Source organism: Enterobacter genomosp. O (assembly GCF_001022965.1).
Taxonomy (GTDB): Bacteria; Pseudomonadota; Gammaproteobacteria; order Enterobacterales; family Enterobacteriaceae; genus Enterobacter; species Enterobacter cloacae_L.
This window is the reverse complement of record NZ_LECZ01000018.1, coordinates 35,259-58,923: the sequence shown is the minus strand read 5'-3', so window position 1 is coordinate 58,923 and position 23,665 is coordinate 35,259. Positions and strand designations below refer to the sequence as shown.

Here is a 23,665-nt window from a genome sequence, read left to right as displayed (position 1 = left end):
ATCGAAGAGAATCGATGTGAAAGTACTTACCGTATTTGGCACCAGGCCGGAGGCCATTAAGATGGCACCTCTGGTTCATGCGCTGGCCAGCGATCCTGATATTGAAGCGAAAGTGTGCGTCACTGCCCAACACCGTGAGATGCTCGATCAGGTCTTAACGCTCTTTTCCATCGTCCCGGACTACGATCTTAATATTATGAAGCCGGGGCAAGGGTTGACGGAGATCACCTGCCGCATTCTGCAAGAGCTCAAGCCGATCCTGGAGTCATTCAAGCCTGACGTGGTGCTGGTCCACGGCGACACCACTACCACCGTGGCGACAAGTCTGGCCGCGTTTTATCAGCGTATTCCCGTTGGACATGTTGAGGCGGGACTACGCACCGGTAACCTTTACTCGCCGTGGCCGGAAGAAGCCAACCGCACGCTCACCGGGCATCTGGCGATGTACCACTTTGCACCCACGGAAAACTCGCGTCAGAACCTGCTGCGTGAAAATATCGCCGATAACAAAATCTTTGTGACCGGCAATACGGTTATTGATGCGTTAATTTGGGTTCGTGACCGCGTTCTGGCAAATAGCTCCCTTCAGCAAGACCTCGCTGCCCGCTATCCATTCCTGCACAACGGCAAAAAAACCATCCTGGTCACCGGCCACCGTCGCGAAAGCTTTGGCCGGGGTTTTGAGCAAATCTGCCATGCGCTGGCTGAAATTGCCGCGCAGAATGAAGATGTGCAGATTGTCTATCCGGTGCATCTCAACCCTAACGTCAGCGAGCCGGTTAACCGCATTCTGGGCCATGTCGACAATGTTCTGCTGATTGAACCGCAGGACTACATGCCGTTTGTCTGGCTGATGAACCATGCCTGGCTGATCCTCACCGATTCCGGCGGAATTCAGGAAGAAGCGCCGTCCCTCGGTAAACCGGTACTGGTGATGCGTGAAACGACCGAACGTCCGGAAGCCGTCAAAGCGGGAACCGTGCGCCTGGTCGGAACCAACACACAGTTAATTGTCGAAGAGGTCACGCGCCTCCTGCACGACGATGAAGCGTATCAGGCGATGAGCCGGGCCCATAATCCTTACGGAGACGGGCAGGCTTGTGGCCGTATTTTGCATGCACTTAAAAACAATCGGGTAACGCTATGAGTTTTACTACCATCTCTGTCATTGGTCTTGGCTACATCGGCTTGCCCACCGCGGCGGCGTTTGCCTCTCGTCAAAAACAGGTTGTCGGTGTGGATATCAACGCCCGCGCGGTTGAAACCATTAACCGTGGCGAAATTCATATTGTGGAGCCCGATCTTGACCGTGTGGTGAAAGAGGCGGTGGAAGGAGGCTTCCTGCGTGCCAGCACGACGCCTGTTGAAGCGGATGCGTACCTGATTGCCGTTCCAACGCCCTTTAAAGGCAACCACGAGCCCGACATGGCCTTCGTCGAGGCGGCGGCGAAATCCATTGCTCCCGTGCTGAAGAAAGGGGCGCTGGTGATCCTGGAGTCGACCTCTCCCGTCGGTGCCACCGAACAGATGGCACAGTGGCTGGCCGACGCGCGCCCTGATTTACGCTTCCCGCAGCAGGCGGGCGAGCAGGCTGATATCAATATCGCCTACTGTCCGGAGCGCGTGCTGCCGGGCCAGGTTATGGTCGAGCTGATTAAAAACGACCGCGTCATTGGCGGCATGACGCCAGTCTGTTCCGAACGTGCCAGCGCGCTGTACAAGATTTTCCTCGAAGGCGAATGCGTGGTGACAAACTCCCGCACCGCTGAGATGTGCAAGCTGACGGAAAACAGCTTCCGCGACGTCAATATCGCCTTCGCGAATGAACTGTCGCTGATCTGCGCCGATCAGGGGATCAATGTCTGGGAGCTCATCGCCCTGGCGAATCGCCATCCGCGTGTGAACATTCTCCAGCCAGGCCCGGGCGTGGGCGGACACTGTATCGCCGTCGACCCGTGGTTTATCGTGGCGCAGAATCCGGCACAGGCTCGTCTGATCCGCACCGCGCGTGAAGTGAATGACAGCAAACCTCACTGGGTGCTCAATCAGGTAAAAACCACGGTAGCGGATTGTCTGGCAGAGAGCGGCAAGCGCGCCAGCGAGCTGAAAATTGCCTGCTTTGGCCTGGCATTTAAACCAAACATTGACGACCTGCGCGAAAGCCCGGCAATGGAAATTGCTGAGATGATTGCCGAGTGGCACAAGGGCGAAACGCTGGTGGTCGAGCCAAACATTCATGAACTGCCGGCAAAACTGGCTGGGCACTGCACGCTGACGGCGCTGGACGATGCGCTGGCGACGGCGGATGTGCTGGTGCTGCTGGTGGATCATAAAGAATTTAAAGCGACGTCCGGGGATGCCGTTCGTCAGCAGTATATTGTGGATACCAAAGGCGTCTGGCGTTGAACAGCCTGAATGGGGTACTCGAATCCCTGCAGTGGGAGAGTGCCTTTTTCGGCCTGCCGTCGGCCATCGTGCTCCTGCGCGATGATGCGCCGGTACTGACTGAATCTGAGCTGACCGCCTGGCAACGGGTGCAGGCTAAGATCCCGGCGGACCGTGCTGACCTGCTCGACGCGCTCCAGCACCACGGTTTTCAGCTGGTTGAAGGCGAGGTAGACCTTTCCATTACCCTTACCCGGCACGATGCGTCCGGCGCGGAAATTGCAACGGAACAGGATATCCCCGTGCTCCGTCAGATGGCGGCTCAGGCGTTTGCGCAGAGCCGCTTTCGCGCGCCCTGGTACGCACCTGACGATAGTGGACGTTTCTACGCCCAGTGGGTGGAGAATGCCGTTAAAGGCACGTTCGACCATGTCTGCCTGGTTTTTCGCGCTGCGGACGGTCAAATTCAGGGATTTGTCTCGCTGCGTAAGCTCAACGAACGCGAGGCGCGTATTGGCTTATTAGCCGGGCGCGGTATGGGCGAGAAACTGATGCAGGCGGCTCTGCACTGGGCGCAGCAGCAAAAGCTTGTGACGCTGCGGGTGGCGACCCAGGTGGGCAACACCGCCGCGCTTAAACGTTATATTGCGAGTGGTGCCAACATTGACGCCACCGCCTACTGGTTATACAGGTGACAAGATGATTCCATTTAACGCACCACCCGTCGTCGGAACTGAACTGGACTATATGCAGTCTGCCATGGGCAGCGGCAAGCTCTGCGGTGACGGCGGTTTTACCCGTCGCTGTCAGCAGTGGATGGAACAGCGTTTTCACAGTGCCAAAGTGCTGCTGACTCCGTCCTGTACGGCGTCGCTGGAAATGGCGGCCCTGCTTCTGGATATCCAGCCCGGCGATGAAGTGATTATGCCGAGCTATACCTTCGTCTCCACGGCGAACGCGTTTGTTCTGCGCGGGGCAAAAATTGTCTTTGTGGATATCCGCCCGGATACCATGAACATTGATGAGACGCTGATTGAAGCGGCGATCACCGACAAAACGCGCGCGATTGTACCGGTTCACTACGCGGGCGTGGCCTGTGAAATGGACGCCATCATGGCGATCGCCAAAAAACATAACCTGTTTGTGGTTGAAGATGCCGCGCAGGGTGTGATGTCCACCTACAAGGGACGCGCGCTGGGTACGATCGGCCACATCGGCTGCTTTAGCTTCCACGAAACCAAAAACTACACCGCGGGTGGAGAAGGCGGCGCGACGCTGATTAACGATCGCGCGCTGGTTGAACGTGCGGAAGTGATCCGCGAAAAAGGGACCAACCGCAGCCAGTTCTTCCGCGGCCAGGTAGATAAATACACATGGCGCGATATTGGCTCAAGCTATCTGATGGCGGACCTGCAGGCGGCGTACCTGTGGGCGCAGCTGGAAGCGGCGGAGCGTATCAACCTTCAGCGTCTTTCCCTGTGGCAAACGTATTACGATGCGCTTGAGCCTCTGGCAAAAGCCGGGCGTATTGAACTGCCAACCATCCCGGCAGACTGCGTCCATAATGCGCACATGTTCTACATCAAGCTGCGCGATAACGACGACCGCAGCCAGCTGATCGCCTGGCTGAAAGAAGCCGAAATTATGGCGGTGTTCCACTATATTCCGCTGCACTCCAGCCCGGCGGGCGAAGCGTTTGGGACGTTCGCGGGTGAAGACCGTTACACTACCAAAGAGAGTGAGCGTTTGCTTCGCCTGCCACTGTTCTACAACCTCGCGCCAGTTAACCAGCGTACGGTGATTAATACCCTTCTGAGCTATTTCGGCTGATATGTCTCTGGCAAAAGCATCGGTGTGGACCGCCGCGTCCACACTTGTCAAAATTGGCGCCGGGCTGCTGGTCGTCAAGCTGTTGGCCGTCTCATTTGGCCCCTCCGGCGTGGGTCTGGCGGGTAATTTCCGCCAGCTTGTCACCGTCCTTGGCGTGTTGGCGGGTGCCGGTATCTTCAACGGCGTGACCAAATACGTTTCTCAGTACCATGATGACGCGGCCCAGCTTCGCAGGGTGGTGGGCACCTCTTCGGCGATGGTCACGGGTTTTTCGACCCTGATGGCGATTGTCTTTCTGCTGGCGGCGGCCCCCATCAGCCAGGGATTGTTCGGGCACACCCATTATCAGGGGCTGGTGCGTCTGGTTGCGCTGGTTCAGATGGGGATTGCCTGGGCTAACCTGCTGCTGGCGCTGATGAAAGGTTTTCGCGACGCGGCCGGGAACGCCCTTGCGTTAATCCTGGGCAGCGTCATCGGCGTGATTGCCTATTACTTCTGCTATCGCCTCGGTGGCTATGAAGGCGCGCTGCTCGGCCTGGCGCTGGTGCCGGCGCTGGTCGTTATTCCCGCGGCGCTTATGCTGATGCGTCGGGGCGTCATACCGCTGAGCTACCTGAAACCGCAATGGGATAAGGTCCTTGCCAGCCAGCTGGGTAAATTTACCCTGATGGCGCTCATTACCTCCGTCACGCTGCCCGTGGCCTACGTGATGATGCGAAACCTGCTGGCGGCGCATTATAGCTGGGATGAAGTCGGGATCTGGCAGGGCGTAAGCAGCATTTCCGACGCCTACCTCCAGTTTATTACGGCTTCCTTTAGCGTTTATTTGCTGCCAACATTATCGCGTCTGACGTCCAGGCAGGATATTACCCGTGAGATTTTCCGATCCCTGCGCTTTGTGTTGCCGGCTGTTGCGGCTGCCAGCTTTACCGTCTGGCTATTGCGCGATGTCGCCATCTGGCTGCTGTTTTCCGCGAAGTTCACAGCCATGCGCGATCTCTTTGCCTGGCAACTGGTGGGCGATGTGCTGAAAGTGGGTGCTTACGTTTTCGGCTATCTGGTGATCGCGAAAGCGTCCCTGCGGCTGTATATCCTGGCGGAAATTAGCCAGTTTGCGTTACTGACCTCGTTTTCGCACTGGCTGATACCCGCGCACGGTGCGCTGGGGGCGGCTCAGGCCTACATGGCAACCTATATCGTTTATTTCGCTGCCTGTTGCGGCGTATTTTTATTGTGGCGTAAACGCGCATGACTGCACTGATTCACATCCTGGGATCGGATATCCCACACCATAACCAGACCGTTTTGCGGTTCTTCAACGACGAGCTGGCATCGGGTAATCCTGATGCGCGCGAGTTTATGGTTACAGGTCAGGATAAGGGCCTGAGCGCCGCATTTCCGGCGCTGAAGATGAGCTTCTGGCCGGATAAGGCTACGCTGGCGAAGGCAGTTATTGCCAAAGCCAAAGCGGATCGTGACCAGCGATTTTTCTTCCACGGGCAGTTTAATACCGGCCTGTGGCTGGCACTCCTCAGCGGGGGGATCAAGCCTTCCCAGTGTAGCTGGCATATCTGGGGTGCCGATCTCTATGAAGTCTCCCGCGGCTGGAAATTCCGTCTTTTCTATCCGCTGCGCCGTATGGCACAGGGAAGGGTGGGCTGCGTTTTTGCTACCCGTGGCGATCTCAACTATTTTGCGAAGCAGCACCCAAACGTGCGCGGCGAACTACTCTATTTCCCGACCCGGATGAACCCGGCGCTGAACGCCATGGCGAATGACACGATGCGTGAAGGCAAGCTGACGATCCTGGTGGGGAATTCCGGCGATCGCAGTAACGAACATGTCGCGGCGCTCAGGGCGGTGCACCAGCAGTTTGGCGACACGGTGAACGTGGTGGTGCCGATGGGCTATCCCGCCAACAACGACGCTTACATTGATGAGGTTCGCCAGCAGGGGCTAGCCTTATTCAGCGCGGAAAATTTGCATATACTGCGGGATAAGCTGGAATTTGATGAATATCTGACGCTGCTGAGAAAATGCGACCTTGGGTATTTTATCTTTGCCCGTCAGCAGGGCATTGGCACACTGTGCCTGCTGATTCAGGCGGGGATCCCCTGCGTGCTCAACCGCGACAACCCGTTCTGGCAGGATATGGCCGAACAGCATCTTCCGGTGCTGTTCACCACCGATGTGCTCAATGAAGAGGTTGTTCGGGAAGCACAGCGGCAGCTGGCGCTCGTGGATAAAAATTCCATCGACTTCTTTAGCCCGAATTACCTCACGCCGTGGCACCGTGCGCTGCGTATCGCTGCAGGAGACAACGCATGAGCCAGTTGCAATTCAGCGGTTTACTGGTCGTTTGGCTTCTGAGCGCCCTGTTTATCGCCACGCTCACCTGGTTTGAGTTCCGCCGCGTACGTTTCAACTTTAACGTGTTCTTCTCGCTATTGTTTCTGCTGACGTTCTTTTTCGGTTTCCCGTTGACCAGCATTCTGGTCTTCCGTTTTGACGTGAGCGTCGCACCGCCGGAAATTCTCCTCCAGGCGCTTCTGGCAGCGACCTGCTTCTATGCGGTGTACTACGTCACCTATAAAACGCGTCTGCGTTCAGCGCACGCCGATGCGCCGCGCCGGGCGCTTTTTACCATGAATCGGGTGGAGACCCACCTGACGTGGGTGATGCTGATGACGATTGCCCTGGTCAGTGTCGGCATCTTCTTCATGCATAACGGCTTCCTGCTGTTTAAGCTTCACTCCTACAGCCAGATTTTTTCTGCTGAAGTGTCTGGCGTGGCGCTTAAGCGGTTCTTCTACTTCTTCATCCCGGCGATGCTGGTGATCTTCTTCCTGCGCCAGGACAGCAAAGCGTGGCTGTTCTTCCTGGTCAGTACCGTCGCGTTTGGCATCCTGACCTACATGATTGTGGGGGGGACGCGCGCTAACATCATCATCGCCTTCGCCATCTTCCTGTTTATCGGCATCATCCGCGGCTGGATCTCGCTGTGGATGCTGGTTGCGGCAGGGGTGTTTGGCATTGTGGGGATGTTCTGGCTGGCGCTGAAGCGATATGGAATGAACGTGGCGGGTGATGAGGCGTTTTACACGTTCCTTTACCTCACGCGCGATACGTTCTCGCCGTGGGAAAACCTGGCACTGCTGCTGCAAAACTACGACAAGATTGATTTCCAGGGACTGGCGCCGATTGTTCGCGACTTCTACGTCTTTATCCCTTCCTGGCTATGGCCGGACCGGCCTGGCGTGGTGCTGAATACGGCGAACTACTTTACCTGGGAAGTGCTGAACAACCATTCCGGTCTGGCAATCTCGCCTACGCTTATCGGTTCACTGGTGGTGATGGGCGGGGCGTGGTTCATTCTGCCCGGAGCGGTTGCCGTGGGGTTGATCATAAAGTGGTTCGATTGGCTTTACCTGCGCGGCAACGAAGAGACCAACCGCTATAAAGCAGCCATTTTGCACAGCTTCTGCTTTGGTGCCATTTTCAATATGATCGTTCTGGCGCGCGAAGGTCTGGACTCGTTCGTTTCGCGCGTGGTCTTCTTCATGGTGGTTTTCGGCCTCTGCCTGCTACTGGCCAAACTTTTGTACTGGCTGTTTGACAGCGCAGGGCTTGTGCACAAGCGCGAGCGACAAGGCAGCACGACGCTGTCGCAAGTCTGAGTAAGGATAGTAATGACTGATAACATTTCTGCACCGCGCTATGCGCTACGTGGTCTGCAGCTTATTGGCTGGCGCAACATGCAGCACGCGCTGGATTTTCTGTTCGCCGACGGCCAGATGAAATCCGGCACGCTGGTCGCCATCAATGCGGAAAAGATGCTGGCCGTCGAAGATAACGCCGAGGTCAAAAGCCTGATCGGCGCGGCTGAATTCAAATACGCGGACGGGATCAGCGTGGTCCGCTCTATTCGTAAAAAGTATCCTGACGCTAATGTTTCCCGCGTGGCGGGTGCCGATCTCTGGGAGCAGCTCATGGCTCGCGCAGGCGCGCAGGGCACGCCAGTGTTCCTGATTGGCGGGAAGCCGGAGATACTGGCCCAGACCGAGGAGAAACTGCGTCGTCAATGGAATGTTAATATTGTCGGCAGCCAGGATGGTTACTTCAAACCTGAAGAACGGCAGGCTCTGTTTGAGCGCGTTCGCGATAGCGGGGCAAAAATTGTCACCGTGGCGATGGGTTCTCCGCGCCAGGAGATCCTGATGCGTGACTGCCGTCAGGTTTGTCCGGACGCACTCTACATGGGCGTCGGCGGCACGTACGACGTCTTTACCGGCCACGTTAAGCGCGCGCCGAAGATTTGGCAAAATCTGGGGCTGGAGTGGCTGTACCGCCTGTTATCGCAACCGACGCGCCTTAAACGACAGATCCGACTGCTACGCTACCTCGCCTGGCATTACACCGGGAAAATGTAATCAAAATGTAGCGCGATATGCTATTCGCGCTGCAACTCGCCTGCAAAACTGCTGATAATCTGTGCAATGCATTCATTTTTTTAATGCATCGTTTGCCATTTGGCAGATTTTAAGAAACCATTCGCTCCGTATTTTAGTACCCCTAAAAAACAATACCCGGTCTTAAGCCGGGAAACAGCAAACACAATCGAGGATCTATGGCAGAGAAAAAACCGGAGCTACAGCGTGGGCTGGAAGCTCGTCATATAGAACTGATAGCGCTGGGCGGCACTATCGGCGTGGGCCTGTTTATGGGCTCGGCAAGCACGCTCAAATGGGCAGGCCCTTCCGTATTACTGGCGTACATTATTGCCGGGCTGTTTGTTTTCTTCATCATGCGCTCTATGGGCGAAATGCTCTTCCTGGAGCCGGTAACCGGCTCCTTCGCCGTTTATGCGCATCGCTATATGAGCCCGTTCTTCGGCTATCTGACGGCCTGGTCATACTGGTTTATGTGGATGGCGGTGGGCATCTCCGAGATCACCGCGATAGGGGTCTACGTTCAGTTCTGGTTCCCGGACATGGTCCAGTGGATACCCGCGCTGATTGCCGTGGGGCTGGTGGCGCTGGCAAACCTGGCTGCCGTGCGTCTTTACGGTGAAATTGAGTTCTGGTTCGCAATGATCAAAGTCACCACCATTATCGTGATGATTGTTGTCGGCCTGGGCGTGATTTTCTTCGGCTTTGGCAACGGTGGACACGCTATCGGCTTTGGCAACCTGACCGAAAACGGCGGCTTCTTCGCCGGCGGCTGGAAGGGCTTCCTGACGGCGCTGTGTATCGTTGTGGCCTCGTATCAGGGCGTAGAGCTGATCGGCATTACCGCCGGTGAAGCGAAAAACCCGCAGGTTACGCTGCGTAGCGCGGTGGGCAAAGTGCTGTGGCGTATCCTGATTTTCTACGTGGGCGCGATCTTCGTCATCGTGACTATCTTCCCGTGGAACGAAATCGGCACGACGGGTAGCCCGTTTGTATTAACCTTCGCCAAAATTGGCATCACGGCGGCGGCGGGTATCATCAACTTTGTGGTCCTGACGGCAGCGCTGTCAGGCTGTAATAGCGGGATGTACAGCTGCGGGCGTATGCTTTATGCACTTTCAAAGAATAACCAGCTGCCTTCGGCGATGAGTAAAGTCTCACGTGCAGGTGTGCCGGTGGCTGGTGTGGCGGTCTCCATTGCTATCCTGCTGGTTGGCTCCTGCCTGAATTACATCATCCCTAATCCGCAGCGCGTGTTCGTTTATGTCTATAGCGCCAGCGTACTACCGGGCATGGTGCCGTGGTTTGTGATCCTCATCAGCCAGCTGCGTTTCCGTCATGCGCATAAAAAGGCGATTGAAAGCCATCCGTTCCGCTCAATTCTGTTCCCCTATGCGAACTATTTGACGATGGCGTTCCTGATTTGCGTATTAATCGGGATGTACTTTAATGAAGATACCCGCATGTCGCTGTTTGTCGGGGTGATCTTCCTGGCGGCCGTGACGGCTGCTTATAAGCTTTTTGGCCTGGGTCGCCGTGCCAACACGCAGAAAGTGGAGGAATAAGCGGCAAAATGTGCAAACCATAACCAAACGCGCATTTTTTTCAAAAAAGCACTAGACAGCGGGGACGGAGGTACGTAATATCCAGCCCCGCAACGGCGCTAAGCGCCCGTAGCTCAGCTGGATAGAGCGCTGCCCTCCGGAGGCAGAGGTCTCAGGTTCGAATCCTGTCGGGCGCACCATTAACCCGGTGCTGGAGCTGCGGTGGTCTGAGAAGTAGTCAGTACCGCGTGAAAGAATACAGTGGTGGCTATAGCTCAGTTGGTAGAGCCCTGGATTGTGATTCCAGTTGTCGTGGGTTCGAATCCCATTAGCCACCCCATTATTTGAAAGAGTTGTGAATTGCGAAGGTGGCGGAATTGGTAGACGCGCTAGCTTCAGGTGTTAGTGTCCTTTGGATGTGGGGGTTCGAGTCCCCCCCCTCGCACCACGACTTTTTAAATGAATTGAACTAAAAATTCAAAAAAGCAGTACATCGGCGAGTAGCGCAGCTTGGTAGCGCAACTGGTTTGGGACCAGTGGGTCGGAGGTTCGAATCCTCTCTCGCCGACCAATTTTGAACCCCGCTTCGGCGGGGTTTTTTGTTTTCTGCCACTTTTTCACCCTTGTAGTCATTCCCCGACAGCGTCCTGTTTCATTGTCGCGATTCAGCGACACGTAATCATTTGAAAATAAACATATTTATTATCCATGGCTTTTGCTGTCTCCTCCTGGCGACAAATTTCTGCATTGACCGATATGTTGTAGCGATTAAGACGGCACCCAACAGCATAATTTCCTTTTATCTTAAAATGTTGCGTCATGTAAAACTTCTGGATGTCATGTTGGCACGTTACGTGCAATAATATACGTGTAGATGCTCATTCCATCTCTTATGTTCGCCTTAGTGCCTCATAAACTCAGGAATGACGCAGAGCCATTTACGGTGCTTATCGTCCACTGACAGATGTCGCTTCGGCCTCATCAGACACCATGGACACAACGTTGAGTGAAGCACCAAATATGTTGTCTTACAGACCTGTTTTAACGCCTGCTTTTATAGCAGGCGTTTTTTTATGTCTTATTCCCGATACCCACGCATGATCAGGGCGACCAACAGCAGGGCGGCTGACGATACCGTATAGAGCGCCAGCACTGAGCCAAGCCCAACTGCCACCATCGCTGTAATGCCGGTGAAAAGAGAGGCGCTGAGCGTTTGCCAGCGCCAGGCTTTACCGCTGGCCGACGCGGTTTGCGTGATATGAAAACTGCTCAGTACGCCAAACGTGCCGGCCGCGAAGAGAACGTTCGAGGCCAGATGCGCGATAAAGATCATCCCCAGCGCAAATGCCATCCACCCGGACAACAACGGCAGCATTCCATAAGCGGCCAGAAAGATACCGAGACAAACGATGATTCGCGGGGTGCGAGCGGCAAAGCGCGTCAGGCTCTCTTTTTTCAGGAGCATGGGGCCGCAAAGTTGTCCCATGCTCCTTGCGCAAAGCAGAGGCAGGGCAAGACCCGCCGCATCCTGAGGATGGAGCTGCTGCGCCAGGGCAGGAAGTAGCGCCATAGCCGGTGAGCCGACTGCCGCCAGCGCCGGCAGAATGAGCAGGCTGCGCTTTTGCCGAACGGTCAATGTCTGCCAGCGCAGTGGCGCGGGGGCTGCCTCTTCACCGGTGAGCGGTAGCAATGGCGCAGAAAACCGGCGCCCAGCCAGCCACAGCAGCAACAGCGACCCGAGAAAGCTGGCGGCATCAATAGCCAGCAAGGTAAACACTGAGGTCTGCTTGAACAGCACCACGCCGAGTCCGGTACCCAATAACACCTGAGAAGCAAAAATCACATTTTCCAGACAGGTCGCAGCAGGCAGCTCTGCTTCGCTAAGTCCGCGCTTAAAGAGCATTGTCAGCGCGGGCCAGCTCATCCCGCTGAGCAGCGCTTCGGTGGATTGCACGGCGAGTAGCGAGGCAATGCTGTGATAACCCGCCCCGAGCAGGGGGAAGAGCAGGGCGAGCAATCCCAGCCCCTCGGTCAGTATCAGCAGGAATACTGGAGAATAGCGCGAGCACAGCTTTTCGCCGATCGTGCTGCCGATGAATCCCGGAACCGTAGCGAAAAGAAAAGCGAGGGTTAGCAGGGCGGGCGGGGCCGACCACGCTAACAGTAAACCAAAGACCACGACCTGGGTTAAACCATTTCCCAGCGAAGAGAAGATAAAAGCACAGGCAAGCAGGCGCAGCCAGCGGTGGCAGCGCAGCGCTTCAATAAGCGCATACAAAAGCGAGTTCATGAAGATATCCTTTCAAAAACGATTTAATCCACGCTGCAGAAAGTGCGCGTGTGTGAAAAAAGGTTAATGAAAAGACATCGTTACATTGGCGGGTTCGTTTACAGATGTGGGTGTAAAGAATGTAGCAGGAGAAAGGCGATAAAAAAAGGAGGCCGTCTGGCCTCCTTTTTATTTATTGCGGGTTACCGTTATTTTGCAGCGTCAGCAACAGCCCATCGCGGCGCATGGCGGCTGCCTCTTCCGGCTTATGCTGCTTGTCCAGCGTATCGGCAAGCCACGCGTAGTCAAAGGCATCAGGACGCTGTTTCAGCGCCGCGCGGAAGGCGAGGCTTGCCTCTTGCCATTCACCGTGCTTCATCAGGGACTGACCGAGCGTGCTCCACAGCAGCGGGCGATCACCGACGGTTTTAATCTGCTGACGCAGCACTTTCTCGACTTGCTCAGGGTTGTTGGTTTTCAGGCGCGGGATCACCATCACCAGACGATCGTCGTACTGGCGCTTCAGGCCGTCGAGAAGGATCTCCTGTGCGGTGTCGTGATCGTCACATTCAATGAGATGTTCCGCCATCGCCACCTGCAGAGGGATCTGCTGGCGCGTTTTACGGCTCTGATTCTTCCACCACGTTTTTAGTCCGTCGCTGCCCAGGTCGGCGCGCGCCTGATCCATCAGGCCAATCCATGCCAGGCGCTGAAGCTCATCACGATGTTCATCATCACCGACCTCGGCCTTCGCCATCGACGGAATGATGTCCAGCAGCGAGCCCCACGCGCCGGTACGAATATAGGCCTGCTCGGCAAGACGCAGCACTTCCGGATGGCGTGGCGCGACTTCCAGCAGGCGGTCAATACCGTGGCGAGCCGCGTGGTCCTCATTGCGCGCCAGCTGCAGACGAACGCGCGTAATTTCCACCGGAATCGGGTCACCATGCGCCAGCTCTGCCGCCCGCTCCAGGTGCTGATTGGCGCGGGCTTCGTCACCGCGCTGCTGCGCCGCTTCGGCAGCCAGCAGATAGTTCACCACCGGCTGTTCGGCATGATCGGCGTTTTTCGACATCAGCTTTTCAACCTGCTGATAGTCACCTTCTGCGAGCTTAAGCAGCGCCTGTTCGGTCTGTTTGCGGGCGCGGCGACGCTTGCGGCCAACGAACCAGCCGCGCGTATGCGCACCGGTGCGGAAAATACGGCGCAGGATCCACTCGAGAGCAAACAGCACCACCACGCCGAGGATCAGAATGATCGCCAGACCCGTTACGCTGGTTTCAATGTTGTAGTTATCGGTCTGGATCAGGACGTAGCCCTGATGACCGGCAAGCATCGGCCCCAGCACGATCCCGGCGATCAGCAGGATGAAGAGTAAGAGAACTTTTAGCATCGTTACTCTCCCTGCGGGGCGCTTTCAGGCGCGGGTGCGGATGCAGGAGCGGCTGCCGCTCCGCCCGTCTGCTCTGCCGGCACGCCCGGCTGCGCCAGAAGATTACGTACGCGCGTCTGCATCAGTTTCTCCAGAATCGGCTGGCTGGCCAGCTTATCCGGCACGTTCATAGTGATGTTCTGCTGGCTCAGTTTATCAATGTCTTCGAGGAAGGCGGTTGTCGTCGCATCATCGGTGTTGTAATAGGCGCGTACCCACGTTGAGACGTTATCCAGCGCCTGTTTGTAGGTCTCTTCCTGATGACGCGGCACGGCCTGTGCCGCTACCAGCAGACGGGAACGAATGTTTTCGCGCAGATAGATATCCTGGTTCGGCGCCAGCAGCGGTACGGCGGTTTCGTCGCGGCGGCGGATGGTGATAAAGCTGTCCATAAAGTTCTGCCAGCTTTTTTGCAGGTTCACGCGCCATTCGCTCAGGGAGGTGGAAAGCTCGGTGCCGTCGGAGTCCATCGGGGAGTCGTCGTCGTTGTTATCCGCCAGCTGCAGGTTATCAATCTGATTCGAAAGCTGGTTCACTTTAAGGATAATGCCGTCGTAGTCCACCTGTGAGACGGCGGAGAGGCTGGCGATATCTTCAGTGATCGCACGACGTGCGGTAATAAGGCTTGGGTCGTTCATGTCTGCCAGGCTTGCGTCAGCGCTTTTCAGCAGTGCGGCGGCAGTGGTGACGTCCTGATCGCTCCAGAGCTTACGTCCGGCGAGCTTCACCAGGAAGTCAGCCTGCGAGAGCAGCCAGGTTTTGGCATCGGTACCGGAAATCGTGGCGACTTTCTGCTGCACTTCGCCCAGCTGTTTGGTCAGCTCTTCCTGTTTACTGTTCGCATCGGCAAGCGCGGCGGCCTGCTGTTTAATCACGGTTTCCAGCTCGGTTTTTTGCGTCTCCTGCGCTTTTTGCAGGGCAGTGAGCTGATTTACCAGCGCATCGCTGGTGGACGTCTGGTTAGCACCCTGTTGCTTCACCAAACCGTACAGGCCAACACCTGCTGCCAGCGCAATGGCGATGGCAATCGCGCTCAGCGTGAGGCTCGTTTTGTTGCTGCCGTTTTTCTTCTCAGCGGTTTTCTCAGTCGTCTCTGGCTGTGGCGTTGTCTCCACAGTCTCCCTGGTCTCTTCAACCACGGCGGAGGATTTATCGTGTTCCGTCATTATGGCTTCCCATTTGAGAGTTATTGTAATGCGCGCAGCAGCGCATCGTTGTCAGCGTTATCAGCGATCCGAATATCATGCCAGCCCAGCTCCCGGGCCTGGTTCGCCAGACGCTCACTGACGACCAGAAGCCGACAGTGGAGTAACCAGTTTTCACGATACCATTGCGGCACAAGTGACCAGAGCTGCTGGAGCATTTCACCGCTGGTTACGACCAGTGTCGTAATGCCGCGCGTATGCCAGCGCATCGCCTCTTCTGCACCGTCGTAATGTTTTACACAACGCTGGTAGCACTCGCAAAACGTGACGTTAGCCCCGCGCTCGCGCAGCGTTTCACCCAACAGTTCGCGCCCGCCGTTACCGCGTAAAATCAGCGCACGTTTTCCGGCAATGGTTTGTAATTCAGGTAATTGTAGCAAGACTTCACTGATTTCCCGATCTAACGGGTAACGAACATCCGCGCCGCTTACGGTATGCAGCGCCAGCGCCGTTGTACGGCCAATCGCGAAATAGCGCGGAGCGGTTGGCCAGGACAGCCCCTGCTGCTGCAGCTGCGCGTGGGCAAATTCCACGGCATGTTGCGACAGTGCAAACAGCAGGTCGCCTTCCTGAAGGGTATTCATCTGGTCGGCAAGCGCAGAGAGCTCCCGACCCGGGGAGAATTCAATAAGCGGAAAACTCCAGGCCACCTGCCCCAGTGCGCGCAGACGGCTCACTAATTGCTCTCCTGCGGGAGAAGGGCGGGTGACGAGAATACTCATGCAGGGGGTTCTCCATTATAAACGTCAGCCAGGATTTCGCGGGCGCCGTTATCCAGTAACTCTTCTGCCAGCGAAACGCCAAGCTGTTCGGCATCTTGCGCTTTACCGCGACGCTCGCCGCGCACCATCTGCGAACCGTCCGGGGCACCCACCAGCGCGCGCAGCCACAGTTCGCCATTCGTCAATTCAGCATAGCTGCCAATCGGAACCTGGCATCCCCCTTCGAGGCGGGTATTCATCGCACGCTCGGCTTTTACGCGGATAGCGGTGTCGTCATGGTTCAGCGGAGCAAGCAGTTCGCGGGTACGCGTATCGTCCAGACGGCACTCAATGCCAACGGCACCCTGGCCAACGGCCGGCAGCGACAGCTCTGGCGGTAACGCCACGCGAATGCGCTCCTCAAGCCCCAGACGCTTTAGCCCGGCAACGGCGAGAATAATGGCATCGTAATCGCCGTTATCCAGCTTGCCCAGACGCGTGCCGACGTTACCGCGCAGCGAGCGAATGATCAGGTCAGGACGACGCTCCGCCAGCTGACACTGACGGCGTAAACTGGACGTGCCAACCACGCTACCCTCAGGCAGCGCATCGAGCGAATCGTAGTGGTTAGAGACAAATGCGTCACGCGGATCTTCGCGCTCGCAGATGGACACCAGCCCCAGCCCTTCCGGGAACTCGACGGGCACGTCTTTCATCGAATGTACGGCGATATCGGCGCGGTTCTCAAGCAATGCCAGTTCCAGTTCTTTGACAAACAGGCCTTTACCGCCCACTTTCGCCAGCGGCGTATCCAGGATCACGTCACCGCGCGTGACCATCGGCACCAGCTCGACGCGCAATCCACTGTGGCAGGCTTCGAGGCGCTGCTTAACATAATGTGCCTGCCAGAGCGCGAGAGGGCTTTGGCGTGTGGCAATTCTCAAAACATTGTCTAACATGCTTGTTACCGTCATTATCAATCGCTAACCATCCTAACATTGTTGACTCTGGGATGGCAGTTTTACGGTTGATGAAGCGTGAGAGGGACAAGGCGGCGTATTCGTCGGCCATAGCCGTATTCAGGAATTTACACGTACAGAACGGTGCTACACTTGTATGTAGCGCATCTTTCTTTACGGTCAACCGGCAAGGTGTTAAATTGATCACGTTTTAGACCATTTTTTCGTCGGTACCACCATAATGATAAGGGCGAAAAAGGGTAACGGTTATCTTTTTGAAATACTGCGGGCCCGCTGTTATTCGTGTTTTGAATAGCTTGCGCCACCCGGAAACATCAGGCGATACGTCTTGTACCTCTATATTGAGACTCTGAAACAGAGACTGGATGCCATAAATCAACTGCGTGTGGATCGCGCGCTTGCTGCCATGGGCCCTGCTTTCCAGCAGGTATACAGTCTGCTGCCGACATTATTGCACTATCACCATCCGCTAATGCCTGGCTACCTTGACGGTAACGTTCCCCAGGGCATTTGCCTTTTCACGCCTGATGAAACCCAACAGCACTATCTGAACGAGCTTGAGCTCTATCGCGGCATGCCGCCACAGGAGTCCCCGAAAGGTGAACTGCCGATTACCGGCGTTTACTCTATGGGGAGTACCTCATCGGTAGGGCAAAGCTGTTCTTCGGACCTGGATATCTGGGTCTGCCATCAATCCTGGCTCGATAACGAAGAACGTCAGCTGCTGCAGCGTAAATGCAGCCTGCTGGAAAGCTGGGCGGCTTCGCTCGGCGTGGAAGTGAGCTTCTTCCTGATTGATGAAAACCGTTTCCGCCATAACGAAAGCGGCAGTCTGGGTGGTGAGGACTGCGGCTCGACCCAGCACATCCTGTTGCTGGATGAATTTTACCGTACGGCCGTTCGCCTGGCCGGGAAGCGTATTCTGTGGAATATGGTCCCATGCGATGAAGAAGAGCATTATGACGATTACGTCATGTCGCTCTATTCGCAGGGCGTACTGACGCCAAACGAATGGCTGGACCTCGGAGGCCTGAGCTCTCTGTCAGCGGAAGAGTACTTTGGCGCAAGCCTCTGGCAGCTCTATAAGAGTATCGACTCACCGTACAAAGCGGTGCTGAAAACGCTGCTGCTGGAAGCCTATTCCTGGGAATACCCTACACCGCGCCTGCTGGCGAAAGATATCAAGCAGCGTCTGCACGACGGGGAGATCGTCTCCTTCGGGCTGGACGCCTACTGCATGATGCTGGAGCGCGTGACCGAATACCTGAAAGCCATTGACGACACCACGCGTCTTGACCTGGTGCGTCGATGTTTCTATCTCAAAGTTTGTGAGAAATTGAGCCGCGAGCGTGCCTGCGTGGGCTGGCGTCGTGAAGTGGTTAGTCAGTTAGTGAAAGAGTGGGGATGGGACGAAGCGCGTCTGTCCATGCTCGACAACCGGGCCAACTGGAAAATCGATCAGGTGCGTGAAGCGCACAACGAACTGCTCGATGCGATGATGCAAAGCTACCGTAATCTGATCCGCTTTGCGCGCCGTAACAACCTCAGCGTTTCCGCCAGCCCGCAGGATATCGGGGTGTTGACCCGTAAGCTGTACGCCGCGTTTGAAGCGCTGCCGGGTAAAGTTACTCTGGTTAACCCGCAGATTTCGCCTGACCTGTCTGAACCGAATCTGACCTTTATCTATGTCCCGCCGGGTCGCGCGAACCGCACCGGGTGGTATCTTTACAACCGTGCGCCAAGCATGGATTCAATTATCAGCCATCAGCCGCTGGAATATAACCGCTATCTGAACAAGCTGGTGGCCTGGGCCTGGTTCAACGGCCTGCTGACTTCGCGTACCCGCCTGTTTATCAAAGGCAACGAGGTGGTTGATCTCGCTAAGCTGCAGGAGATGGTGGCGGATGTTTCACACCACTTCCCGCTGCGTTTGCCTGCGCCAACGCCGAAGGCGCTCTACAGCCCGTGTGAGATTCGCCATCTGGCGATCATCGTCAATCTGGAGTACGACCCGACGGCGGCCTTCCGCAATCAGGTGGTCCATTTTGACTTCCGCAAGCTGGACGTCTTTAGCTTTGGCGAGCAGCAAAACTGCCTGGTGGGCAGTGTGGATCTGCTTTACCGCAACTCGTGGAACGAAGTGCGAACCCTGCACTTCAACGGCGAGCAGGCGATGATCGAAGCGCTGAAAACCATTCTCGGCAAGATGCATCAGGATGCCGCGCCGCCGGACAGCGTTGAAGTGTTCTGCTATAGCCAGCACCTGCGCGGTTTAATTCGTACCCGCGTGCAGCAGCTGGTTTCAGAGTGTATCGAATTGCGTCTCTCCAGTACCCGCCAGGAAACCGGACGCTTTAAAGCGCTGCGCGTCTCCGGCCAGACCTGGGGCCTGTTCTTCGAACGTCTCAACGTGTCGGTACAGAAGCTGGAAAACGCCATCGAGTTCTACGGCGCGATTTCGCACAACAAGCTGCATGGCCTGTCGGTGCAGGTGGAAACCAACCACGTTAAGCTGCCGCAGGTGGTGGACGGCTTTGCCAGTGAAGGGATTATTCAGTTCTTCTTCGAAGAGTCGGGCGACGATGCCGGTTTCAACATCTACATTCTGGATGAGACCAACCGCGCCGAGGTGTATCACCATTGTGAAGGCAGTAAAGAGGAGCTGGTGCGCGACGTCAGCCGCTTCTACTCCTCTTCCCATGACCGTTTCACCTACGGCTCAAGCTTTATCAACTTTAACCTGCCGCAGTTCTACCAGATTGTGAACGTCGACGGTCGTACGCAGGTGATTCCGTTCCGGACCCAGGCCGTCACGCCTGTCGCGCCTGCAAATCAGGACACCGCGCCACTGCTGCAGCAGTATTTCTCCTGAGCCTTTTCGCCGGGTGGCGCTGACGCTTACCCGGCCTACGGTCCGAGCCGTTATAGGCCCGGTAAGGCGTAGTCGCCACCGGGCAACAAAACTACCTGAAACTCACTTCCTCACCCGCCTGCGCGGTCGCCGCCTGTTCCAGCAGATCCCAGAACGTGACGCCGCTGCGGTCGCAAACCCATTCCCCGTCTTTCAGATCGAAATGATAGCCGCCCTGTTTGGCCGCCAGCCATACCTGGTGAAGCGGCTCCTGGCGGTTAATAATAATTTTGCTGCCATTTTCGAAGCTCAGGGTCAGAATACCGCCGTTGATTTCACAATCGATATCGCTGTCGCCGTCCCAGTCGTCAAGACGCTCTTCGATGGTCATCCACAGGTTGTCGGCAAGGCGATGGAATTCACTGTCGTTCATGGTTTTGTTCCTGTTTTTCGTGATGCCGGCAGTATAACCCTAAATAAATCCCGTTGCAGGAAAGCGGCAAACTCTTGCTTTTGTGTCTTCTCCTGCGATGATAGAAACAGATTTGAACTTACGGGCAACTTTATAATGAAAAACGCTTTCCGAACGCTTGCCGTTCTCATCACGCTGTTTAGCCTGACTGGCTGCGGACTGAAGGGACCCCTGTACTTCCCGCCAGCGGATAAAACCGCGCCGCCGCCGACGAAACCTGTGAACAGCGGCATTGAGTCATCTACACCAGATACTAACGATCGTGGCAACAACGGTGGTCCGACTCAGGTAAATCTCTGACGACAACGTTCTGTACCCGCGCAATGGAGCAAATGATGCAGTTCTCTAAAATGCATGGCCTTGGCAACGATTTTATGGTCGTCGACGCGGTAACGCAGAATGTGTTTTTCTCCCCGGAACTGATCCGTCGCCTGGCGGATCGGCATCTGGGCGTGGGGTTCGATCAGCTGCTGGTGGTTGAGCCACCGTACGATCCCGACCTCGATTTCCACTACCGTATTTTTAACGCGGACGGCAGCGAGGTGAATCAGTGCGGCAACGGCGCGCGCTGTTTCGCCCGCTTTGTTCGCCTGAAAGGGCTGACCAACAAGCGTGATATTCGCGTCAGCACGGCCAATGGCCGCATGGTGCTTAGCGTCACCGACGATGAGCTGGTGCGCGTGAACATGGGCGAGCCGAACTTCGAGCCCTCCGTCGTGCCGTTTCGCGCAAACAAAGCGGAAAAGACCTATATTATGCGTGCGGCCGAGCAGACAGTATTGTGCGGCGTCGTCTCCATGGGTAACCCGCACTGCGTGATTCAGGTTGATGATGTGGAAACTGCCGCCGTCGAAACGCTCGGCCCGGTGCTGGAAAGCCACGAACGTTTCCCGGAGCGCGCGAACATCGGTTTTATGCAGGTGGTGAAACGCGAGCACATCCGTCTGCGGGTTTACGAGCGCGGCGCGGGCGAGACGCAGGCCTGCGGAAGCGGTGCCTGTGCGGCAGTGGCCGTGGGCATCTCTCAGGGGTTACTGGCTGAAGAGGTTCGCGTGGAGTTACCGGGCGGTCGGCTTGATATCGCCTGGAAAGGACCGGGTCATCCACTGTATATGACTGGCCCGGCGGCACATGTCTATGACGGGTTTATCCATCTATGAAACAACCAGGGGAAGAACTGCAGGAAACAGTGACGGAGCTGGACGACAGAGCTGTTGTTGATTATCTGCTGCGCAATCCTGAGTTTTTTATTCGTAATGCACGCGTCGTCGAAGAGATGCGCGTGCCGCATCCGGTTCGCGGAACCGTGTCGCTGGTCGAATGGCACATGGCGCGCTCGCGCAACCACATTAATCAGCTTGAAGAGAACATGACGCTGCTGATGGAACAGGCTAGCACTAACGAAAGCCTGTTCTATCGTCTGCTGCATCTGCAGGCGCGTCTGGCGTCGGCGCACAGTCTCGAAGAATTCCTCAGCCGCTTCCATCGCTGGGCGCGCGAGCTTGGCCTGGCGGGCGCAACGATCCGTCTTTTCCCTGACCGCTGGCGCATTGGCGCACCGTCGGGGTTTACCCATCTGGCAATTAGCCGTCAGGCGTTTGAACCGTTGCGCATACAGCGTCTGGGCCATGAGCATCACTACCTGGGGCCATTGAACGGACCTGAACTGCTGGTGGTGTTACCCGAAGCCAAAGCGATAGGCTCGGTAGCGATGTCGCTGATGGGGCGCGATGGCGATCTGGGCGTGATGTTATTTACCAGCCGAGACGCACATCACTATGAGCAAGGGCAAGCCACGCACCTGCTGCAGGAGATTGCCCTGATGCTGCCTGAGCTGCTGGAGCGCTGGATTGAGCGCGTATGACGGACGCACTGCTCGCCACTGACGTCTCGCGCTTTCTGCGCTATCTGGGCGTGGAGCGTCAGCTTAGCCCCATTACCCTGCTCAACTACCAGCGTCAGCTTGATGCCATCATGCAGATTGCCGACGAAATCGGCCTGAAAAGCTGGCAACACTGTGACGCTGCGACGGTTCGCGGGTTTGTCGTGCGTAGCCGCAGAAAAGGATTAGGCCCGGCAAGCCTGGCGCTCAGGCTCTCTGCGCTGCGCAGCTTCTTCGACTGGCTGGTGAGTCAGGGAGGCTTAAAAGCCAACCCGGCAAAAGGGATCGCCACGCCAAAAGCGCCGCGCCATCTGCCTAAAAATATCGACGTTGACGACGTAAATCGCCTGCTGGATATCGATCTAAACGATCCGCTGGCCGTGCGTGACCGCGCGATGCTGGAGGTGATGTACGGTGCCGGGCTGCGTCTTTCAGAGCTGGTTAATCTTGATTTAAAACACCTCGACCTGGACACCGGCGAAGTGTGGGTCATGGGCAAGGGCAGCAAAGAGCGCCGCCTGCCGATTGGCCGCAATGCGGTATCCTGGATTGAGCACTGGCTTGACCTGCGCGGGCTGTTTGGCGCAGAAGAGGGCGCGCTGTTCCTGTCGAAACTCGGCAAGCGGATCTCGGCGCGTAACGTGCAGAAGCGATTTGCGGAGTGGGGCATTAAGCAGGGGCTGAACAGCCACGTTCACCCGCACAAGCTGCGTCACTCCTTTGCGACACACATGCTTGAGTCGAGCGGCGATCTGCGCGGCGTGCAGGAACTGCTAGGCCACGCGAATCTGTCGACCACTCAAATCTATACCCACTTAGACTTCCAACACCTTGCCTCGGTGTATGACGCGGCGCATCCACGCGCCAAACGGGGGAAATAATGCGTTTTTACCGCCCACTCGGTCAGATTTCAGCCCTGACGTTTGACCTTGATGACACCCTATATGACAACCGCGAAGTGATCCTGCGTACCGAGCAGGAGTCGCTGGCGTTTGTCCAGAACTACCATCCGGCGCTTAAGACGATGCAGAACAAGGATTTCCAGACGCTGCGTCAGTCCCTGCGGGAGACCGAGCCGGACATTTACCACGATGTGACCGAATGGCGTCGTCGCGCGGTTGAGCAGGCGATGCTCAACGTGGGTCTGAGCGCGCAGGATGCGGCCATTGGGGCCGAAGCGGCAATGGAAAACTTCGCCAAATGGCGCAGCCGTATCGACGTGCCGCAGGAGACCCACGACACGCTGGCGAAGCTTGCCGAAAAGTGGCCGCTGGTGGCCATCACCAATGGCAATGCCCAGCCTGAGCTGTTTGGGCTCGGCGATTACTTTGAATTTGTGCTGCGTGCCGGTCCCCACGGGCGCTCCAAGCCGTTTAGCGATATGTACCATCTGGCAGCGGAAAAACTGAACCTGCCGCTGGGTGAAATTCTGCACGTGGGGGATGATCTCACCACAGACGTGGCGGGTGCCATTCGCTGCGGCATGCAGGCCTGCTGGATCAAGCCGGAAAATGCCGACCTGATGATCGCCTCCGATAGCCGTCTTCTGCCACACGTGGAAATTTCGCGGTTGGCATCCCTCACGACGCTGATATAATCATCAATTGTTCTGTATAAATTAACAGGGTTTTGGCGAATGCTATTTGCCTGCCCGCCATGACGTGAC

The 23,665-nt window shown here is 56.5% G+C and carries 21 protein-coding genes and 4 tRNA genes; 19 read left to right on the top strand and 6 right to left on the bottom strand.

Annotated elements, in window-relative coordinates:
• Positions 1-16: 16 nt before the first annotated feature.
• From wecB to ABR39_RS01340, 13 genes are all read left to right on the top strand, one after another.
• Positions 17-1,147 carry a non-hydrolyzing UDP-N-acetylglucosamine 2-epimerase gene (gene wecB, locus ABR39_RS01400; protein ID WP_065365742.1) on the top strand — a complete coding sequence of 377 codons (1,131 nt, stop codon included), beginning with the start codon at positions 17-19 and terminating at the stop codon, positions 1,145-1,147.
• On the top strand, positions 1,144-2,406 hold the full coding sequence (wecC, locus tag ABR39_RS01395) for a UDP-N-acetyl-D-mannosamine dehydrogenase (RefSeq protein ID WP_047345473.1): 1,263 nt from the start codon (positions 1,144-1,146) through the stop codon (positions 2,404-2,406). The genes wecB and wecC overlap by 4 nt, the downstream gene beginning before the upstream one ends.
• Positions 2,403-3,080, top strand: a complete 678-nt coding sequence (rffC, locus tag ABR39_RS01390; protein WP_047345472.1) for a dTDP-4-amino-4,6-dideoxy-D-galactose acyltransferase — start codon at positions 2,403-2,405, stop codon at positions 3,078-3,080. The genes wecC and rffC overlap by 4 nt, the downstream gene beginning before the upstream one ends.
• 4 nt (positions 3,081-3,084) lie before the next feature.
• The gene (gene rffA, locus ABR39_RS01385) at positions 3,085-4,215 is read left to right on the top strand and encodes a dTDP-4-amino-4,6-dideoxygalactose transaminase (RefSeq protein ID WP_047345471.1); all 1,131 of its coding nucleotides are present in this window, start codon (positions 3,085-3,087) and stop codon (positions 4,213-4,215) included.
• 1 nt (position 4,216) lies between these two features.
• Complete coding sequence (gene wzxE / locus ABR39_RS01380; RefSeq protein WP_047345470.1) at positions 4,217-5,467, top strand: lipid III flippase WzxE; 1,251 nt, start codon at positions 4,217-4,219, stop codon at positions 5,465-5,467.
• Entirely contained in the window at positions 5,464-6,543 is a 1,080-nt protein-coding gene (locus ABR39_RS01375; protein ID WP_047345469.1) for a TDP-N-acetylfucosamine:lipid II N-acetylfucosaminyltransferase, read from the top strand. The genes wzxE and ABR39_RS01375 overlap by 4 nt, the downstream gene beginning before the upstream one ends.
• Positions 6,540-7,892 (top strand): ECA oligosaccharide polymerase, encoded by a 1,353-nt coding sequence (gene wzyE / locus ABR39_RS01370; RefSeq protein ID WP_047345468.1) that lies wholly within the window; start codon positions 6,540-6,542, stop codon positions 7,890-7,892. Before ABR39_RS01375 ends, wzyE begins: the two co-directional genes overlap by 4 nt.
• A gap of 12 nt (positions 7,893-7,904) precedes the next feature.
• Positions 7,905-8,645, top strand: a complete 741-nt coding sequence (gene wecG, locus ABR39_RS01365) for a lipopolysaccharide N-acetylmannosaminouronosyltransferase (protein WP_047345467.1) — start codon at positions 7,905-7,907, stop codon at positions 8,643-8,645.
• A gap of 197 nt (positions 8,646-8,842) precedes the next feature.
• On the top strand, positions 8,843-10,228 hold the full coding sequence (thrP, locus tag ABR39_RS01360) for a bifunctional threonine/serine APC transporter ThrP (protein ID WP_047345466.1): 1,386 nt from the start codon (positions 8,843-8,845) through the stop codon (positions 10,226-10,228).
• A 102-nt stretch (positions 10,229-10,330) separates the two neighbouring features.
• Positions 10,331-10,407: transfer RNA gene (locus tag ABR39_RS01355), tRNA-Arg, on the top strand.
• Positions 10,408-10,471: 64 nt separating this feature from the next.
• Positions 10,472-10,547 (top strand) — tRNA-His (locus ABR39_RS01350).
• A 22-nt stretch (positions 10,548-10,569) separates the two neighbouring features.
• Positions 10,570-10,655: transfer RNA gene (locus ABR39_RS01345), tRNA-Leu, on the top strand.
• 46 nt (positions 10,656-10,701) lie between these two features.
• Positions 10,702-10,778: transfer RNA gene (locus ABR39_RS01340), tRNA-Pro, on the top strand.
• Positions 10,779-11,285: 507 nt separating this feature from the next.
• Here the strand turns inward: ABR39_RS01340 and ABR39_RS01335 are convergent.
• From ABR39_RS01335 to hemC, 5 genes are all read right to left on the bottom strand, one after another.
• Positions 11,286-12,497 (bottom strand): MFS transporter, encoded by a 1,212-nt coding sequence (locus ABR39_RS01335; RefSeq protein ID WP_047345465.1) that lies wholly within the window; start codon positions 12,495-12,497, stop codon positions 11,286-11,288.
• A gap of 172 nt (positions 12,498-12,669) precedes the next feature.
• Positions 12,670-13,869: a protoheme IX biogenesis protein HemY gene (gene hemY, locus ABR39_RS01330; protein ID WP_047345464.1), complete on the bottom strand. Its 1,200-nt coding sequence runs from the start codon at positions 13,867-13,869 to the stop codon at positions 12,670-12,672.
• Between the two features lie 2 nt (positions 13,870-13,871).
• Complete coding sequence (gene hemX, locus ABR39_RS01325; RefSeq protein WP_047345463.1) at positions 13,872-15,074, bottom strand: uroporphyrinogen-III C-methyltransferase; 1,203 nt, start codon at positions 15,072-15,074, stop codon at positions 13,872-13,874.
• Positions 15,075-15,094: 20 nt separating this feature from the next.
• Entirely contained in the window at positions 15,095-15,835 is a 741-nt protein-coding gene (gene hemD / locus ABR39_RS01320; RefSeq protein WP_047345462.1) for a uroporphyrinogen-III synthase, read from the bottom strand.
• A complete protein-coding gene (hemC, locus tag ABR39_RS01315) occupies positions 15,832-16,773 on the bottom strand; it encodes a hydroxymethylbilane synthase (RefSeq protein WP_047345461.1) in 942 nt (313 codons plus the stop codon). Before hemC ends, hemD begins: the two co-directional genes overlap by 4 nt.
• A 349-nt stretch (positions 16,774-17,122) precedes the next feature.
• Between hemC and cyaA the strand changes: the two genes are divergently transcribed.
• On the top strand, positions 17,123-19,666 hold the full coding sequence (gene cyaA, locus ABR39_RS01310; RefSeq protein WP_047345460.1) for a class I adenylate cyclase: 2,544 nt from the start codon (positions 17,123-17,125) through the stop codon (positions 19,664-19,666).
• Between the two features lie 91 nt (positions 19,667-19,757).
• On the opposite strand, the gene cyaY is transcribed toward cyaA, so the two are convergent.
• Complete coding sequence (gene cyaY / locus ABR39_RS01305) at positions 19,758-20,078, bottom strand: iron donor protein CyaY (RefSeq protein WP_047345459.1); 321 nt, start codon at positions 20,076-20,078, stop codon at positions 19,758-19,760.
• Positions 20,079-20,213: 135 nt separating this feature from the next.
• Here cyaY and lptM point away from each other — a divergent pair, with 135 nt between their 5' ends.
• From lptM to yigB, 5 genes are read left to right on the top strand one after another with little or no spacing between them, the layout of a single operon-like run.
• Positions 20,214-20,417 carry an LPS translocon maturation chaperone LptM gene (gene lptM / locus ABR39_RS24025; RefSeq protein WP_013099260.1) on the top strand — a complete coding sequence of 68 codons (204 nt, stop codon included), beginning with the start codon at positions 20,214-20,216 and terminating at the stop codon, positions 20,415-20,417.
• A gap of 35 nt (positions 20,418-20,452) precedes the next feature.
• A complete protein-coding gene (gene dapF, locus ABR39_RS01300) occupies positions 20,453-21,277 on the top strand; it encodes a diaminopimelate epimerase (RefSeq protein ID WP_008501545.1) in 825 nt (274 codons plus the stop codon).
• A complete protein-coding gene (locus tag ABR39_RS01295; protein ID WP_047345458.1) occupies positions 21,274-21,981 on the top strand; it encodes a DUF484 domain-containing protein in 708 nt (235 codons plus the stop codon). The genes dapF and ABR39_RS01295 overlap by 4 nt, the downstream gene beginning before the upstream one ends.
• A complete protein-coding gene (xerC, locus tag ABR39_RS01290; protein ID WP_047345457.1) occupies positions 21,978-22,880 on the top strand; it encodes a tyrosine recombinase XerC in 903 nt (300 codons plus the stop codon). Before ABR39_RS01295 ends, xerC begins: the two co-directional genes overlap by 4 nt.
• Positions 22,880-23,596: a 5-amino-6-(5-phospho-D-ribitylamino)uracil phosphatase YigB gene (gene yigB, locus ABR39_RS01285; RefSeq protein WP_047345456.1), complete on the top strand. Its 717-nt coding sequence runs from the start codon at positions 22,880-22,882 to the stop codon at positions 23,594-23,596. Before xerC ends, yigB begins: the two co-directional genes overlap by 1 nt.
• The last annotated feature ends 69 nt before the right edge of the window (positions 23,597-23,665 follow it).

Bases quoted from the DNA above. Each gene is read 5' to 3' on its own strand.
- dapF (WP_008501545.1), top strand. From the start codon at position 20,453: ATGCAGTTCTCTAAAATGCATGGCCTTGGCAACGATTTTATGGTCGTC.
- ABR39_RS01295 (WP_047345458.1), top strand. From the start codon at position 21,274: ATGAAACAACCAGGGGAAGAACTGCAGGAAACAGTGACGGAGCTGGAC.
- hemX (WP_047345463.1), bottom strand. From the start codon at position 15,074: ATGACGGAACACGATAAATCCTCCGCCGTGGTTGAAGAGACCAGGGAG.
- ABR39_RS01335 (WP_047345465.1), bottom strand. From the start codon at position 12,497: ATGAACTCGCTTTTGTATGCGCTTATTGAAGCGCTGCGCTGCCACCGC.
- wecC (WP_047345473.1), top strand. From the start codon at position 1,144: ATGAGTTTTACTACCATCTCTGTCATTGGTCTTGGCTACATCGGCTTG.
- xerC (WP_047345457.1), top strand. From the start codon at position 21,978: ATGACGGACGCACTGCTCGCCACTGACGTCTCGCGCTTTCTGCGCTAT.
- thrP (WP_047345466.1), top strand. From the start codon at position 8,843: ATGGCAGAGAAAAAACCGGAGCTACAGCGTGGGCTGGAAGCTCGTCAT.
- wzyE (WP_047345468.1), top strand. From the start codon at position 6,540: ATGAGCCAGTTGCAATTCAGCGGTTTACTGGTCGTTTGGCTTCTGAGC.
- hemD (WP_047345462.1), bottom strand. From the start codon at position 15,835: ATGAGTATTCTCGTCACCCGCCCTTCTCCCGCAGGAGAGCAATTAGTG.
- ABR39_RS01375 (WP_047345469.1), top strand. From the start codon at position 5,464: ATGACTGCACTGATTCACATCCTGGGATCGGATATCCCACACCATAAC.
- hemC (WP_047345461.1), bottom strand. From the start codon at position 16,773: ATGTTAGACAATGTTTTGAGAATTGCCACACGCCAAAGCCCTCTCGCG.
- lptM (WP_013099260.1), top strand. From the start codon at position 20,214: ATGAAAAACGCTTTCCGAACGCTTGCCGTTCTCATCACGCTGTTTAGC.
- yigB (WP_047345456.1), top strand. From the start codon at position 22,880: ATGCGTTTTTACCGCCCACTCGGTCAGATTTCAGCCCTGACGTTTGAC.
- wzxE (WP_047345470.1), top strand. From the start codon at position 4,217: ATGTCTCTGGCAAAAGCATCGGTGTGGACCGCCGCGTCCACACTTGTC.
- wecG (WP_047345467.1), top strand. From the start codon at position 7,905: ATGACTGATAACATTTCTGCACCGCGCTATGCGCTACGTGGTCTGCAG.
- rffA (WP_047345471.1), top strand. From the start codon at position 3,085: ATGATTCCATTTAACGCACCACCCGTCGTCGGAACTGAACTGGACTAT.
- hemY (WP_047345464.1), bottom strand. From the start codon at position 13,869: ATGCTAAAAGTTCTCTTACTCTTCATCCTGCTGATCGCCGGGATCGTG.
- cyaY (WP_047345459.1), bottom strand. From the start codon at position 20,078: ATGAACGACAGTGAATTCCATCGCCTTGCCGACAACCTGTGGATGACC.